Consider the following 14809-nt stretch of genomic DNA (forward strand, 5'->3'; position numbering starts at 1 on the left):
GGCAACTTCACTTCCCGGCTTCGCGCTCTTCGCGTGAGACCATGGTTTCCGTCCTGGTACATGCAAGAAATTTCTATAATAAGATGACACGGTGCACTAGATAGTTGATTAATCGTCTGAAACTCGAATCTGTTTGCTCCCCGGGTTCCCCTCCCGGCACTTCCACCACCCAGTCGATCTCCACTATGAAAGAACCGCCCTCACACTCAACCACCCCCCGCCCGGCTCCCCTCAACTGCGTGGAATAACCGCCCTTTCCCCTCTCGCCACCCCGCCAAATCCCGCTCGGGCTCACCCGCCCCTCCCGATCGATCCCCTTAAATATCGTTATCAACGACATTCTTGTTAACGATTATTTCGGTGACATCATGATTACGCTCACACCCGATGAAGTCAGGGCCCGGTTCGGGCGGTTGTTCTCGATGAAGTTCCTCGCCATGGTCGACCAGAACGCCGGTCTCGCGGAGATCCGCGAGCACTGCCGGGCCCGGGGGACCATCGAGTGGGACGCGGCGAACCGGGTGCGGGCGAAGGGCGCGGTCCAGTCCTGCCACGTCGAGGGCACGACGATGACGATGATCGCCCGACTGGGCGTATCGCCGGCGAACTTCGGGGCTGCCGGCCAGGAGATCGGCGGGCAGGCGCTCGAGGGGGTCGAGGTCGTCGGGGACGAAGTGGTGACGACCTGGGCGGGCATCGCGGGGGCGGGCGTCGGCGTCGCCGCCTGCCTGCCGCAGGCGCCGGGCGTGATCCGGGCGGAGTATCCTACCGAGGACGATCTCAAGATCGGCGGCGCCCGGGTCTGCCGGGTGCGGATCGTATCGCCGCTGTACGAGAAGGTGACGATCGGGATCGACGACACCGACACCCGCGAGGAGGGTGCCACGTGGGTCCTCGCGCTCAAGTGCGCCGAGGGCTGCACGATCCCGGGGGTCGAGTACCTGGACATGCGCCTCGTGCAGCTCAATCCCGCGGTCCCGAAGAAGACCACCAACTGCGTCGGTTCGGCCCTGAACTTCGCTGTCCGTCCGGGAAAGGTGGACGAACTCCTCGAATACGTCCGCGACTTCATTGAAGCGGAAGCGGTCAGCAACGATACCGGCATCGCCGTCTACCGCGGGATTGCGTTTGCAGAAGAGTCCCCGTATCTCAAGCGGGTCAAGACCGAGCTCCTGACGGTCGACGACGCGGAGGCGGAGGCGGCACGGATGGGTGTCCGGTTCATCGACTCGACCGGGCGGAAGGGCCGAATCGGAGCGCTGGGTGCCGTTCTCTGGGGGAACAAGGGCGTTGAGGCGGCTGGACTGTATGGAGAAACTCTCTGATCCGTATACGATACGGTATCCTCAGATCGTGGCGGTGGCCGACGAGAGCGGCGGGCTTGTGGAACTCGTCGAGTTCTTCGACTGCACCGGCGGCGCGATGTGGGTGAAGCGGCACTACGCGCAGAGCCCGCTCGTCCGCTCCGTCCGCACGGTTGGGTCGACCAACCGCTACCTCCTCTCGACCGGGAGCGCCGACCTCGCGCTCGAGGGCTCGGTCTTTCCGGCGGGGATCGCCGCCGTCGCCGTCGAAGAGGGCGAGATTGCCGTCACCTACCGGGGGCTCGGCGGCGGAGGCGTGGGGGCGTCGGTCTGCCGTGCCGGGGCCCGCGGTGTCGTCCGCTGCGTGAGCGACCCGGCCGGCGGCGGGCGACTCGCGGGTTCAACCGTCTGGCTTCCCCGGCTTGAGCGGGTGATCGTCGGGATCGACGACACCGATACCCCCGAAGAGGGCGCCACCTGGACGCTCGCGCACAACATCGCCCGGGCCGTCGAGGACGACCGTTCGCGCTACCTCTCCCACACCATCGTTCAGCTCTATCCCGTTCCCTACCGGACCAAGAACTGCGTCGCCATCGCCTGCGAGTTCGCCACTTCCGATCCCGAGGGGCTGATCAGGAACTACCGCGATCTCCTCGAAGAGTACACCCTCTCGGACGAGACCGGGATGGCGGTCTGGCGGGGGTTCGACCCCTCGCCGCTCGAAGAATTCGGCTGCCGCGTGAAGCGGGGCGAGGTCTCCGCAGACGACCTTGCCGCCCTTGACTCCGAACATCTCTCCGTCGTCATGGACGGCCGGGGCGTGATCGGGGCGGTTGCGGCGATCCCGTTCTATACACGATACGAGGAGGCGCTGGCGCTATGGAATGGAAGCGGCTGAAAGCCCGGGTGCTCGGGACAGGCTCCGTCCGCCTCTCCGGCGAACCTGCGGACGAATACGTCTCACGCTCCGCCGCGGGCCCCACTGCCGGCACGCCCGGTTCGCTCTTCTTCTCGCCTGTCGCCGGCCGGCGTGTCCGGGCCGGCATCGATGATACCAGCCCCATCGAGATCGTTCATCTGGGAGACGGCGCGGCCGACCTCCTCGTCGACGGCGAAGTCGTCGCCGGCCGGCTCGAACCTGCTGCTCTCCACTGTCCCCGCCAGGCCTACATCACGGTCAGCGGGACGTGCATCTTTTGCTGCCGCTACTGCCCGGTGCCGGCGCTCCCCGGCCGGCGAAAGGAGGTCGACGAGATCGTCCGCATGGTCGGGAGCGTCGCCGACCGGATCGACGCCATCTCGATCACGAGCGGTGTCGCCTCCTCGATCGAGGAGGAGGAGGCCTACGTCCTCGAGGTCGTTGCGGCGCTCCGCCCGTTCAATCTCCCCATCGGCGTCTCGATCTACCCCTGCCCCGGGACCCCGGCCCGGCTTCACGCGCTCGGCGTCGCCGAGGTGAAGTTCAACATCGAGGCGGCGACCCCCGAACTCTTCACGGCAATGTGCCCCGGGCTCTCGTGGGAAGGGGTCTGGGAGTCGCTCTCGACTTCCGTCACGCTCTTCGGGAGGGGAAGAGTCTATTCGAACGTCATCGTCGGCCTCGGGGAGACCGATGAAGACCTGGAGCGGGTGATGGAAGACCTCGCCGCCATCGGGGTCATCCCGGTTCTGCGCCCCCTCACCCCGGCGGCGTCTCTTGCGGGGATGCCCCGCCCCTCCGCCGAACGGCTGCTCTCGCTCTTCGAGGTTCACGGGAGGATCCTCCGCCGGGCGGGGCTCGACCCCCGCCGGGCGCTGACGATGTGTTCGGCGTGCACCGGGTGCGATCTTACGCCGGGGAGGGACGCATGAAGGGCGCCGAAGCGCTCGCCCGGGCAATCCGGCAGTCGGCTGATCGGTGCTATGCCGTCCCCGGCTACCCGGTATCGGAGGTTGCCGCTCTGGCAGGGGCCTTAAACACCGTCAACGAGAAGACGGCGCTCGAGTACGCCCTCGGCGACTCCCTCTCCGGGAGGAGGGCCGCCGTATTCGTCAAGCACGTCGGCCTCAACGCCTGTGCCGACCCGCTCGTTCACGCCACCGCCCAGGGCCTCCGGTCGGGCGTCGTGATCGTCGCCGCCGACGACGTCGGCGCGGCGGCTTCAGACGTCGTGCAGGACTCCCGCTACTACGGCGAGGTGGCCCGGGTTCCGGTGCTGGAGCCCGACGGCGAGACGCTCGGCCTTGCCGTTGAAGCGGCGTTCGAGGCGTCGGAGACCTTCTCAAGGGTCGCCATCGTCAGGGTCACGCCCGACCTCCTGGACGCGAACGTGCCCGAACCCCTCTCCGCTCCGCGGCGGCGCCGGGAGGGGTGCCTCGCCGACCCCGGACTCACGATGGCCGGCCGGGCGCAGGCTACGGACCGGCGGACCGCGGCGATGTTTGCCTGGTCGCGTTCCTCTCCCCTCAACCGGTTCTCGGGCGGCAAACACCGTGCCGTCACCGTCTACCCGCCACCGGCCGCCCCGGACGTGCTCGCCGCGCTCCACGAGACCGGCCGCCCCTTCCTCCGGGAGCACCGGTTGCTCGATCCGCCTGAAGCCGCCGGGGAGCCGGAACGGTTCTCGGGCCGCGGCTACTACCGGACGTTCTGCCGGAACTGCCCGTTCCACCCGACCCTTGCCATCCTCCGCGAACGCAACCTGCGGGCGGCCTGCGACGCCGGGTGCGCGATCCTCGCGATGAACCCGCCCTACCGCATCGGCGTCGCCACCTACGGCCTCGGCTCGTCGGTCGCCGTGGCCGCGACCGGCCCGGGCGTCGCGCTCACCGGCGACTACGCGCTCCTGCATTCGGGCCTGAACGCCCTCATCGACGTCTACGAACGCAAACTTCCGCTCCTCTGTATCGTCTTTGCGAACAACCGGATGGGGATGACCGGCGGTCACCCCGTTCCCGACATCCTTCGCTACATCGCCTGGGCGAACCCGGTCGTCTGCGCCGCAGACGATATCGGGGCGCTTCGCCGGGCTCTCGTCGTCCCGGATGACGGCCCCCGGACGGTGGTGATCGAAGGCTCCTGCCCTGAAGGTGAGACCCATGAAACCGTGGAATATCGAGATCTGTGATGTAACGCTGCGAGACGGGGAGCAGACTCCCGGCGTCTCGTTTACCCGCGATGAGAAGATGACGATCGCGGCATTGCTCGACGAGATCGGCGTGGAGGTGATCGAGGCCGGGTTTCCCGTGGTCTCCGCGGCGGAGAAGGAGTGCGTCGCGGCCATTGCCCGGGCTGGTCTATCTGCCCGGGTCTGCTGTCTCGCACGGGCGCTCAAGCCCGATATCGAGGCGGCGCTCGACTGCGACGTGGATATGGTCAGCATATTCTTCGCGACCTCCGATCTTCACATCCGGCACAAGTACCGAAAATCCCGCGAAGAGGTGCTCGAGGACGCTCTTGACATGGTGGAGTTCGCCGCCGATCACGGCGTGCAGGTGCGGTTCGCCGCCGAAGACGCTTCGCGAACCGACCCGGCGTTTCTCATCGAGATGTATACCCGTGGCGTCGAGCGCGGCGCGAACCTCGTCAGTTTCGCCGATACCGTCGGCTGCCTCACGCCGCTCGAGATTCACGCGGTCGTCACCCGTCTCCTCGGCGCGGCCCCCCTTCCGCTCTGTATCCACTGCCACAACGACCTCGGGCTTGCGACGGCAAACACCGTCACGGCCGCGGCCGCCGGGGCGTTCCAGCTCCACACCACCGTCAACGGCATCGGGGAGCGTGCGGGCAACGCGGCACTCGAACAGGTGCTCGCCGTCCTGCGGCTGAAGGGCGGCGTCGACCGCTACGATCTTACCCGCCTGCAGGAGATCTCGCGCCTGGTCGCCCGGGCTTCGGGCGTTGCCCCGGAACGCACCCGGCCGATCGTCGGTGAGAACGCCTTTGCCCACGAGAGCGGGATCCATATCGCCGCGATCCTCTGCGATCCGACGACCTACGAGTACGTCCCGCCGGAACTGGTGGGCGGCGAACGACGGTTCGTCCTCGGAAAGCATACGGGGCGGCGGGCGCTCGAGCACGTCGCGAAAGCCTACGGGTTCGACCTCTCCGAAGAGGAGGCGCGGTGGGTGCTCGAGCAGGTGAAACAGAAGAGCGAGGGCAAGTGCAGCGTCACCCGCGAGGTGCTCTGCAGTCTTCTGCGAGCGGCAAAGGAGGGGATCGTCCAGTGAGCACGCTCTCCGAAGCGATCCTCGGCGCGCCGGCGGGGGAATACGTGGATCGAGAGGTCGATATAGCCTTTGCCCACGACGGAACCGGCGTCCTCGCCCGGGAAGCGCTCCGGGAGATGGGGGTGGAGCGGCTCCCGCATCCCGAGCGGCTACGGCTGGTCTTCGATCATATCGTCCCGGCGAACACCGGGACGACGGCGACGCTCCAGGCCGAGCTCCGCGAGTATGCCGGGGTGTCGGGGATCGCGCTCTCGGATGCCGGCGGGGGGATCTGCCACCAGGTGATGGGCGAAGGGGTCGTCCGGCCCGGCATGGTCGTCGTCGGCGCCGACTCCCATACCTGCACCCTCGGCGCCTTCGGCGCGTTCGCCACCGGGGTAGGGGCGACCGATATGGCGGCGATCTGGGCTTCGGGGGAGACGTGGTTCCGCGTCCCGGAGACGATCGCGGTCAACCTCTCCGGCAGGCTCTCCGGCGCTGCGGAGCCTAAAGACGTCGCTCTCGCCTACGTCGCGGAACTCGGGATGGAAGGGGCGACCTACCGGGCGCTGGAGTTCGTGGGCGACGGGGCGGCAGGAATATCCATGGACGGGCGGCTGACCCTCTCGAACATGGCGGTCGAGACCGGGGCGAAGACGGGCATGTTCTACGCCGACGCGGTCACCGTCCGCTACCTCGCGGACTACGGGGTTACGGCCTCGCCGCAGGCGCCGGAGGACTGCCGCTACGAACGGACGGTCGAGATCGATCTCGACGATATCGTGCCTCTCGTCGCGGTCCCGCACCGGGTGGATACCGTCCGCGAGGCCGAAGAGGTCGCGGGCACGCACCTCGACCAGGTCTTTGTCGGAACCTGCACGAACGGCCGCTACGAGGACCTTGCCCGGTTCGCCCGGATCGTCCGGGGAAAGAAGGTGGCCGTGCGAACCCTGGTGTTTCCCGCATCCCGTTCGGTGCTTGCCCGGGCAATCGCCACCGGCGTCCTCGCCGATATCGTGGATGCGGGCTGCGTCGTCGGGTCGCCCGGGTGCGGGCCGTGTCTCGGGGCGCACGCCGGGGTGATCGGGGAGGGGGAGGTCTGCCTCTCCACCGCCAACCGGAACTTCAAGAACCGGATGGGCGTGGGCGGCGAGATCTACCTCTCGTCGGTCGCCACCGCCGCAGCGAGCGCGATTACCGGTGTCATAACCGTGCCGGAGGTGGTATGATGCAGGGTGCCGGACCGGCAATCTGTCTCGGGAACGACATCGACACCGACCTCATCATCGCCGGCCGCTACCTCCGGACGAAAGACCGCTCGGTCTGGGCGGAGCACGCCTTCGAGGACCTCGACCCGGCGCTCGCCCCCCGCCTTTCGGGATCGGTCATCGTCGCCGGAAAGAACATGGGCTGCGGGTCGTCCCGCGAGCAGGCGGTGGTCGCCCTCCGCGAGGCGGGTGTCGTCGCGGTCGTCGCGGAGTCGTTCGCCCGCATCTTCTTTCGGAACGCCGTCAACGTCGGCCTGCCGGTGATCGAGGCCCCCGTCGCCTGCACCGACGGCGCCCGCGTCGCCTTCGACCTCGATGGCGGGTGGGTCGAGGTTGACGGGAAGCGTTATCCCGCTCGCCCGCTCTCGGAGAAGATGGTCGCCATCCTCCGGTCCGGGGGGCTGGTTCCCTACTGGAGGTCGTGGCGATGATCTTCCCGCCCCACTGCAAGTTCGTCGGGTCCGCGAACGGCACCCCGTGCGGGAAGCGGGCCTACTTCCTCTCGCGCTACCTTGTCCGGGAGACCGCCGAAGGCACGGAGGTCATCGAGGTGGAGACCGACCCGAACGGGACCGGCCTGATGAGAAATGTCCTCTCGGCCCGGGTGGTCGCTTCCGGCGACGATGTCTACCGCTACCCGGAACGCGTGAACGTTCAGGATCGAACATTCTTAGTACAGGAAGCAATGCGGTCCGGGTACCGGTGCACCGTGTTCTGCGGCCACGGCGAACAGACCACGTTCGTGCTCGACCCGGACCTCTCGGCCTTCCTCCGCATCCACGTCTACGACATCACCCCGCCCCGTCCGCACCTCTCGGCAACGCTCGGCGACCTCGAGAGAACCGGGCTCTTCGGCGACCTCGAGGTCGTCTTCGAACACCACGTCCGGGACATCCGCGAGATCAAAGCCGACGTCTACCCCTGCCGGGCGGCCGGATTCCCCCGCACCGTCGACGCGGACCCGCTCCGGCCCGGCGACCGCGTGGCGGGATGCCTGACGGCACGGGAACTGCTGCGGGAGTGCTACGGCGAGGGGGTTCGCGTGGAGAACATCTGCCCGCTTGAATCGGTGGCGGCCGAGCCGTTCATCGCCCGGTGCTGCCGGAGCGAGCGGGCCGGGCTCGGGCTCAGGAACGGCCTCTTTGGCGCGGTGGTACACTGGGGGGCGTCGTCGTGGGAGATCGCGGAGGCGGCAAGAGAGGTCGCAACCGCGTGGAGGAAGCAGAATGGTGAAGGTAGCGGTCGTTGAGGGCGACGGCATCGGGCGCGAGGTCGTCCCGGTCGCCCGCGACATCCTCGCGGCCGTGCGCCCGGATATCGAGTTCTTCGACGTCGAGGTGGGATACGGCCGGTGGGAGCGGACCGGGAGCGCCTGCGACGAGGAGACGATCGCCGCTCTCCGGTCGGCGGACGCAATCCTCTTCGGGGCAATCACGACCCCGCCCGACCCCGGCTACCGGAGCGTTCTCATGCAGATCCGCCGTGCTCTCGACCTCTACGCGAACGTCCGCCCGATCCGGGGCGAGGGGGTCGACGTCGTCATCGTGCGGGAGAACACCGAAGGGCTCTACTCCGGCATCGAGTGGACGGAGCCTGATCGCGCCTGCACCGTCCGGGTCGTCTCCCGCCGGGGGAGCGAACGGATCGCCCGCTACGCCTGCACTCTCGCGAAGTCCCGCCGCCACCTCACCGTCGGCAACAAGGCGAACGTCTTAAAGTCGGACTGCCTCTTCGTCGAGGCCTGCACCGCGGAGGCCGCCCGGGCGGGGGTTCCCTGCACCTTCTGCTACATCGACGCGCTCTGCCTCGATCTCCTGATGCACCCGGACCGCTACGACGTGATCGTGACGACCAACATCTTCGGCGACATCCTCTCCGACGCCGCCGCCTACCTTGTCGGGGGGCTCGGGCTGCTCCCGAGCGCCAATATCGGGGAGGGGCACGCTCTCTTCGAGCCCGTCCACGGCAGCGCTCCCGACATCGCGGACAAAAACGTCGCAAACCCCATTGCGGCCATCCGGAGCGGAGCGATGCTGCTCTCCCACCTCGGCGATCCCGCATCCGCGGCGGCCGTGGAGGAGGCCGTCGACCGGGTGCTTCGTGCAGGCATCCGGACACCCGACCTCGGCGGAGCCGCCGGCACCCGGGAGTTCGGGGCGGCGGTGCTCCGCGAGGTCGGGCGGGGGAAGGCCTAAGCGATTTGGGGTCGAGAGTTACGGTATGGTGCTGGTGGGATGCCACGTCTCCATCGCCGGCTCGATCGACCGTGCGGTCGGGCGGGCCCTTGACGCGGGCTGCGATACGTTTCAGATCTTTTCCCGAAACCCCCGCGGCTGGAAGGTGAAAGACCTCGACCCGGGCCTGGCCGGGGCCTTCAGGGCGGCGGTGAGTGCGTCGGGGATCGGCCCGGTCGTCGACCACATGCCCTACCTCCCGAACCCGGCCTCGCCCGATGCCGAGATCTACGAAAAATCGGTCGCGGCGCTTGCCGGGGAACTCCGGCGGTGCTCTCTCCTCGGGATACCTTACTTGGTGACCCACCTCGGGCACCACCGCGGCGCCGGGATGGAAGCGGGGCAGGAGCGGGTCGTTGCCGCCATCAACCGGGCGTTTGAAGACGCCGGGGAGAGCGACGTGATGCTCCTCCTCGAGAACACCGCCGGGGAGAAGAACAGCGTGGGGACGACCGTCGACAACCTCTCGCGGATCGTGGACGGGATCGATGCGAAAGAGAGGGTCGGGATCTGTTTCGACACCTGCCACGCGTTCGCCGCCGGCTACGACCTCCGGACCGCGGAGGGGGTCGATGCGGTCTTAGGGGAGATCGACGACGCGATTGATCTATCCCGTCTCCGGGTCGTCCACCTCAACGACTGCAAGGGGGATCTCGGGAGCGGGCTCGACCGGCACGAGCACATCGGGCTCGGGAGGATCGGGGAGGATGGGTTCCGGCATATCCTCCGCCATCCGGCCGTCCGCCGCCTCCCCCTCATCTGCGAGACGCCGGTCGACGAGCGGCGGAGCGATACCGGGAATATCGCGAAGGTCCGTGAACTTGCAGGAGCCTGAGCGCCCCGGGGCATTGCCCCTGACGAGGCCGTGCTGCCGGTTATGGTGCGGCGGCTCCTGCTGCGATTAATATCTCTCGTTTTTTATAATAGTCTTGAATACTCCCTCCGCCCGCTCAGATTTATGGGAAGATATTTATATTAATAATTCTATCCTGCAACGCGCGAACCCTTTATCCTGTGGATCTCCGGTGGTTCTCCGGAATTCCACAGGATCTCCGTTTGCACGCCGGCAGGGGAACCTCGTTTCCCCGGCGTGCGTGCAGACACCATCGTATGGGACGAAAGGGGCGTTCTCATCGTGGTGATAGAAGAATGGCCGAAATTAACGTGCTGATTGTTGTCTGTACCGTCATTGCCGTCGGGCTGCTGGCATCGCCTGCCATGGCCGGGGAGAGGGCCCCGGGAGATACAGTTTCGATCTGTATCGATGGAGGATCGCAGGAGCACCCCGACATTGACGGAAATATGGTCGTCTGGGAGGACGGCAGGAACGGAAAGTCGATCTACTATTCGAGCGGCCCCGGCAGCGCGGGGCGGAAGGTTGCGGGCGAGGGGACGGGGCAGAGGTACCCGTCCGTCTCGGGGGATTACATCGTCTGGGAGGAGAACCGGAACATGAGCCCGGATATCTACTTCTTCGAGATATCGGGTGGCGTGACGACGGCGCTCACCGAAGACCCTGCCGACCAGCGGATGCCCGTCGTTCACGGAGAGCATGTGGTCTGGTACGATGCCCGGGGCGGGAGCACGGACATCTGCCTCTATGAGATCGGAACCGGCAGCGAGACCTTCCTCTCCTGCTCGCCGGTGACCGAATGGAAGCCCGCGCTCTCGGAGAGGTACGTCGTCTGGGAGGAGAACACCGGGAATGGAGATATCTGGCTGTACGATATCTGGAACGGGGATAAGCAGCCGATTACGCAGGATAACCGGCGGCAGACCTACCCGTCGATATCGGGGAGCCGGATCGTCTGGGAGGACTACCGGAACGGGGCTCCCGACATCTACCTCTTCGATCTCGACAACCCTGCCGCCGGAGAGCAGAGGATCACCGACGATCCCAGAGAGCAGGTCTCCCCGGCGATCGATGGTGACCTCATCGCCTGGGAGGACAGGCGGGACGGAACCTGGAACGTTTACATCTGCGACCTCGCCGCAGGGAAGGATAAGCAGATGCCGGTCGCTCCTTCCGCGACCGAACAGCTCTACCCCGCCGTCAGCGGTGACCGGGTCGTCTGGCAGAACGGCCGTGACAGCGGATCGGATATCTACGCCTTCACCTACTTCAGCGGAGCGGTCCCGGTGGCGGAGTTCTCGGCAGACCCGACCGAAGGAGGGGCGGCGCTCAACGTCTGGTTCATCGACCAGTCAGCCGGCGATCCGGACGCCTGGGAATGGGACTTCGGCGACGGGAACACCTCGACCTCGCAGTATTCGTGGCACTTCTACGAGATCCCGGGGAACTACACCGTCTCGCTCACGGTGCATAACGCGTTCGGGTCCGACACCGTCACGAAGACCGATCTCATTCACGTAGGTCCCCCGGAACCGCCGGTTATCAGCTTCCGGGGGGAACCGTTGTCGGGGCCTGCGCCTCTTATGGTCTATTTTTACGGTGATTTACCAGATTACGCGACGGCCTGGCTCTGGGACTTCGGTGACGGCGAGACATCGACACACCGGGACACGCGTCACCGTTACGATCGTCCCGGTGTTTACAACGTCTCCCTGACCTGTGACAACGCGGGAGCCAGCGCGACGCACATGGAGTACGGCTACATCACCGTCTATTCCGCAACTCCGACCCCGACCGTGACCCCGACTGCAACGGTTAACGTGACGCCGACCGCGACACAGACTGCAACCCCGACCGCGACGCAGAAGTCCGCGAGCGGCGGCGGAGGGGGAGGAGGCGGTGGGGGTGGCGGCGGCTCCGCCCCGGTCAACCCCGGCTGGAGCACGCAAAAGTCCACCCCCACGCCTACCCCCACCGTGACGGCGAAGCCCACTCCCCGTGAAGCCGACTCCGGCCGCCTGCACCTCGGGGAGACCGGCCTCGTCGATCAGGCCGCCAGGATCGGTTCGGCCGACGGTATTGCGACCCTCACGATCGCGGAGGGTGTCCGTGCTGTCGATGCCGCCGGCAACCCGCTTCGTGCGGTGACCCTTGCGGCGCTTGGTGCGGCCGACGTGCCCGCGGTGCCCGGCGCGTACGCGTTTGCCGGGTACGCCTGGATCACCGGGCCGGAGGGGGCGATCTTCTCCCCGCCGGCGACCCTCTCGTTCAACTTCACAGAGGAGCAGTGGGACGCCGTCTACAACGGCAGCGTGCAGGACGGGCTCGTGGTGCAGCGATACGACCGGTCGGCCAACACCTGGGAGGAGGTTCCCACCACCGTCCTCCCGGAGACCCGGAGCGTCACAGCCGTTGTCTCTCACTTCAGCATCTACGCGCTCTTTGCCGCGGCACCCGGAGACGGCGCGGCACAGGCGGTCGCCGCCGATACCGGCACGAAACCCGTGGCCCGCGAGATCCCGTACGCGCATCTCATCCCCGGCCTGCTTGCCCTCGTCATCGCAGGGGCCGGGGCCTTCCTCTACTTCCGGAAGGAAGAGCCCTGAAAAGGTTCAAAAAAGCGATGGAGAGGGTTACCCTCTCCGTCTCCTTCCCGCCAGGAGGAGGAGCAGCGCCGCCCCGGCAGCCGCCGCACCGAAGCCCGGTGCCGCCGTCGGGGCGGGGTTCACCGGCTCCGTGATCCCGGCCAGCCAGGCGGCGCTGGTGTCGGACGAGAGGAACCGGATGCCCGCGAGGGTGTATCCATCGGGAGCGCTGCTGGCCCCGTAGATCCCGGTAGCGGTGAACGCCGTGTTCCACAGGATCGTCCCGTCCGCATCGGTTCCGAAGACGAACCCTTCTCCGCTCCGTGCGTCCGTGCCCGCAACCACATACCCGCCTTCGGGCCGCAGGGCGACGGCGTATCCGGTCAGCCCCTCCATATTCCGGAGCCAGACCTCCTCTCCTTCTCTGTCGACGAGGCCGTACCAGTAGTTGCCCGAGTAGACGAACCGCCCGTCATCGGTCTCCTCGACGTCGAAGATGACCGGGACCTGGTAGTTCTCATGCCAGAGCGTGTTCCCGTCGGCGTCGAGGCTGATGAGGAAGCCGTCGCCGATGTCGTAGGTGAAGGGCGACGAAGTGCCGCCGAGGACGTAGCCCCCGTCGGCGGTCGCGATTCCTGCGTTCGCGGCAGTGCCGGGGAACGTCCGGTTCCAGGCGGGCGTGCCGTCACCGTCGGTCTTCACGATGACCGCCGCCGTCTCGTTCTCCGATCCGGGCGGGTTCCAGAGCCATCCTATCGCGACGTAGCCGCCGTCCGCGGTCTCCTCGACGGACGAGATCTTCATTCCCGGCAGGGACTGCCGCCACTCCTCCGTCCCGTTGGCGTCGGCCCGGATCAGGAACGAGGTGCCCTCGTAGGCGAGGTCCTGGTCCGACCCTGACGAGGATACGTTGAAGGCGGCAACGATGTAGCCCCCGCCGGCAGTTTCCGCAACGGAAGCGGGCGAAATCTCCGCGAAAGTCGCGTTCCATACCTCGTTCCCCTCGCCGTCCGTCTTCACGAGGAGCAGGCTCTCGCTCCCCCCGTACCTCTCCGCAAGGGTTGAGCCGAGAGCGATGAAGCCGCCGTCCGCGGTCGGTTCGACGGCGTCGAACTTGTTGTTGCTCTCCGGCGCGAACGTCACGTTCCAGGCGACCTCCGGTGAGGTCTCGCTCGCGGAGACGATCCCTGCCGGCAGCACCGCCGCAATCAGCAGTGCCGCGAGGATCGCCCCCGACTTCCAGAAGTCTCGGACATTTTCCGTCATGGAATCGATCACTGGTGCGGTGCGGCACGCAAAAAGCGTAGTGGTTCGCTCCCGACAATCCATTAATGAACGTGAACTTCCAATATCTCTAGCACGTGTTGGCGATATTCGACGGAACCTGGGTACGCCTCGGCGGTGAAGGGCGGGCGCTCTACGAGCAGGGCGGCTACGGCAGGCCCGAGGGACGCGGCCTCCGCCTCTCTCCCGAAGAGGCGCTCTACCTCATGGAACGAAACAAGATCGACGTGAAAGACTTCGGTTTTGACGCCCTGCTCGGCCTCTTTGCCGGCCAGCCGAACTTCATCCGCAGGTACCTCGTCTACCGCGACATCCGCGAGCGAGGATACGTGATCCAGCCCGGCCCGCAGGATTTCCGCGTCTTCCGCCGCGGCCACAAGCCCGGCGCCGGGAAGTCCCGGTACCTGATCCGGGTCCTCTCCGAGCGCGACATCGTCGACTTCGACCGGTTAAGCCAGGACGTGGTCGCTGCGGTCAACATGCGCAAGCAGTACCTCCTCGCGGTCGTCGACGACGAGGACGAACTGACCTACTACGAGGTGCGGGTACAGGACCTTCCCGGAGTCGGGGAGCCTGCGGGGTGCACAACACCGGTGGAGGCCACGCTCTTCGGGACATACGCGCTCGCCCACCTGCCGCCGGGAACCCCGCTCGAGGAGGACTGGTACGGCAAGAGACTCGATACCGAACGGCTGCTCCTCCGCCCGGTCGAGTCGATCTACCTCATGCGCAGAGGCTGTCTCTCGATCACGCAGGATGAGGAACCGATGGCCGCAGAGCAGTTCCTCGATGCGGCGGCAGAAAAGGACGTCGAGATACGGGAGAAGGAGCGGGTCTTCTCAGACCTCCGGGAGAAGGGCTACATCCCGAGAACCGGGTACAAGTTCGGCCACCACTTCCGCGTCTACTCCGGGAAGAAGAGCCATTCCGAGATGCTCGTCCATGCCGTTCCGTCCGGGACGTCCACGCCGATGAGCGCCGTCTCCCGCTCGGTCAGGCTTGCTCACAGCGTCAAAAAGAAGATGTTGTTTGCCTGCATATATAACACCGATATCAGATACGTCGAATTCGCCCGAATAAAACTGTGAGCGTC

The 14809-nt window shown here is 66.7% G+C and carries 13 protein-coding genes; 12 read left to right on the forward strand and 1 reads right to left on the reverse strand.

Annotated elements, in window-relative coordinates:
* Positions 1 to 368 precede the first annotated feature (368 nt).
* The 11 genes from MEMAR_RS03085 (at position 369) to MEMAR_RS13330 (ending at position 12453) form a co-directional block, all read left to right on the forward strand.
* Positions 369 to 1325, forward strand: coding sequence for a tRNA(Ile)(2)-agmatinylcytidine synthase (locus MEMAR_RS03085; RefSeq protein ID WP_011843472.1), 957 nt, complete (start codon positions 369 to 371; stop codon positions 1323 to 1325).
* Positions 1309 to 2202 carry a methanogenesis marker protein 11 gene (gene mmp11, locus MEMAR_RS03090; RefSeq protein ID WP_011843473.1) on the forward strand — a complete coding sequence of 298 codons (894 nt, stop codon included), beginning with the start codon at positions 1309 to 1311 and terminating at the stop codon, positions 2200 to 2202. The genes MEMAR_RS03085 and mmp11 overlap by 17 nt, the downstream gene beginning before the upstream one ends.
* Positions 2184 to 3155 (forward strand): radical SAM protein, encoded by a 972-nt coding sequence (locus MEMAR_RS03095; RefSeq protein ID WP_048063732.1) that lies wholly within the window; start codon positions 2184 to 2186, stop codon positions 3153 to 3155. Before mmp11 ends, MEMAR_RS03095 begins: the two co-directional genes overlap by 19 nt.
* The gene (locus MEMAR_RS03100; protein ID WP_011843476.1) at positions 3152 to 4411 is read left to right on the forward strand and encodes a thiamine pyrophosphate-dependent enzyme; all 1260 of its coding nucleotides are present in this window, start codon (positions 3152 to 3154) and stop codon (positions 4409 to 4411) included. Before MEMAR_RS03095 ends, MEMAR_RS03100 begins: the two co-directional genes overlap by 4 nt.
* On the forward strand, positions 4383 to 5513 hold the full coding sequence (locus MEMAR_RS03105; RefSeq protein WP_011843477.1) for a homocitrate synthase family protein: 1131 nt from the start codon (positions 4383 to 4385) through the stop codon (positions 5511 to 5513). The genes MEMAR_RS03100 and MEMAR_RS03105 overlap by 29 nt, the downstream gene beginning before the upstream one ends.
* Positions 5510 to 6721, forward strand: coding sequence for an aconitase/3-isopropylmalate dehydratase large subunit family protein (locus MEMAR_RS03110; RefSeq protein WP_011843478.1), 1212 nt, complete (start codon positions 5510 to 5512; stop codon positions 6719 to 6721). Before MEMAR_RS03105 ends, MEMAR_RS03110 begins: the two co-directional genes overlap by 4 nt.
* Positions 6721 to 7191, forward strand: a complete 471-nt coding sequence (locus MEMAR_RS03115; RefSeq protein WP_011843479.1) for a LeuD/DmdB family oxidoreductase small subunit — start codon at positions 6721 to 6723, stop codon at positions 7189 to 7191. The genes MEMAR_RS03110 and MEMAR_RS03115 overlap by 1 nt, the downstream gene beginning before the upstream one ends.
* Positions 7188 to 8009, forward strand: coding sequence for a DUF7714 family protein (locus tag MEMAR_RS03120; RefSeq protein ID WP_011843480.1), 822 nt, complete (start codon positions 7188 to 7190; stop codon positions 8007 to 8009). Before MEMAR_RS03115 ends, MEMAR_RS03120 begins: the two co-directional genes overlap by 4 nt.
* Positions 7987 to 8955 (forward strand): isocitrate/isopropylmalate dehydrogenase family protein, encoded by a 969-nt coding sequence (locus MEMAR_RS03125; RefSeq protein WP_011843481.1) that lies wholly within the window; start codon positions 7987 to 7989, stop codon positions 8953 to 8955. The genes MEMAR_RS03120 and MEMAR_RS03125 overlap by 23 nt, the downstream gene beginning before the upstream one ends.
* A 25-nt stretch (positions 8956 to 8980) precedes the next feature.
* On the forward strand, positions 8981 to 9829 hold the full coding sequence (locus tag MEMAR_RS03130) for a deoxyribonuclease IV (RefSeq protein ID WP_011843482.1): 849 nt from the start codon (positions 8981 to 8983) through the stop codon (positions 9827 to 9829).
* A gap of 314 nt (positions 9830 to 10143) precedes the next feature.
* A complete protein-coding gene (locus MEMAR_RS13330) occupies positions 10144 to 12453 on the forward strand; it encodes a PKD domain-containing protein (RefSeq protein ID WP_011843483.1) in 2310 nt (769 codons plus the stop codon).
* Positions 12454 to 12480: 27 nt separating this feature from the next.
* Here MEMAR_RS13330 and MEMAR_RS03140 read toward each other — a convergent pair whose 3' ends face one another.
* Positions 12481 to 13698, reverse strand: a complete 1218-nt coding sequence (locus tag MEMAR_RS03140) for an SPRY domain-containing protein (RefSeq protein ID WP_011843484.1) — start codon at positions 13696 to 13698, stop codon at positions 12481 to 12483.
* Positions 13699 to 13793: 95 nt separating this feature from the next.
* Here MEMAR_RS03140 and endA point away from each other — a divergent pair, with 95 nt between their 5' ends.
* On the forward strand, positions 13794 to 14804 hold the full coding sequence (gene endA, locus MEMAR_RS03145) for a tRNA-intron lyase (RefSeq protein ID WP_011843485.1): 1011 nt from the start codon (positions 13794 to 13796) through the stop codon (positions 14802 to 14804).
* Positions 14805 to 14809: the final 5 nt, after the last annotated feature.

It is taken from the genome of Methanoculleus marisnigri JR1, from assembly GCF_000015825.1.
Taxonomy (GTDB): domain Archaea; phylum Halobacteriota; class Methanomicrobia; order Methanomicrobiales; family Methanoculleaceae; genus Methanoculleus; species Methanoculleus marisnigri.

Bases quoted from the DNA above. Each gene is read 5' to 3' on its own strand.
- MEMAR_RS03100 (WP_011843476.1), top strand. From the start codon at position 3,152: ATGAAGGGCGCCGAAGCGCTCGCCCGGGCAATCCGGCAGTCGGCTGAT.
- MEMAR_RS03095 (WP_048063732.1), top strand. From the start codon at position 2,184: ATGGAATGGAAGCGGCTGAAAGCCCGGGTGCTCGGGACAGGCTCCGTC.
- MEMAR_RS03125 (WP_011843481.1), top strand. From the start codon at position 7,987: ATGGTGAAGGTAGCGGTCGTTGAGGGCGACGGCATCGGGCGCGAGGTC.
- MEMAR_RS03140 (WP_011843484.1), bottom strand. From the start codon at position 13,698: ATGACGGAAAATGTCCGAGACTTCTGGAAGTCGGGGGCGATCCTCGCG.
- MEMAR_RS03130 (WP_011843482.1), top strand. From the start codon at position 8,981: ATGGTGCTGGTGGGATGCCACGTCTCCATCGCCGGCTCGATCGACCGT.
- MEMAR_RS03115 (WP_011843479.1), top strand. From the start codon at position 6,721: ATGCAGGGTGCCGGACCGGCAATCTGTCTCGGGAACGACATCGACACC.
- MEMAR_RS03105 (WP_011843477.1), top strand. From the start codon at position 4,383: ATGAAACCGTGGAATATCGAGATCTGTGATGTAACGCTGCGAGACGGG.
- MEMAR_RS03120 (WP_011843480.1), top strand. From the start codon at position 7,188: ATGATCTTCCCGCCCCACTGCAAGTTCGTCGGGTCCGCGAACGGCACC.
- mmp11 (WP_011843473.1), top strand. From the start codon at position 1,309: ATGGAGAAACTCTCTGATCCGTATACGATACGGTATCCTCAGATCGTG.
- MEMAR_RS03085 (WP_011843472.1), top strand. From the start codon at position 369: ATGATTACGCTCACACCCGATGAAGTCAGGGCCCGGTTCGGGCGGTTG.
- MEMAR_RS13330 (WP_011843483.1), top strand. From the start codon at position 10,144: ATGGCCGAAATTAACGTGCTGATTGTTGTCTGTACCGTCATTGCCGTC.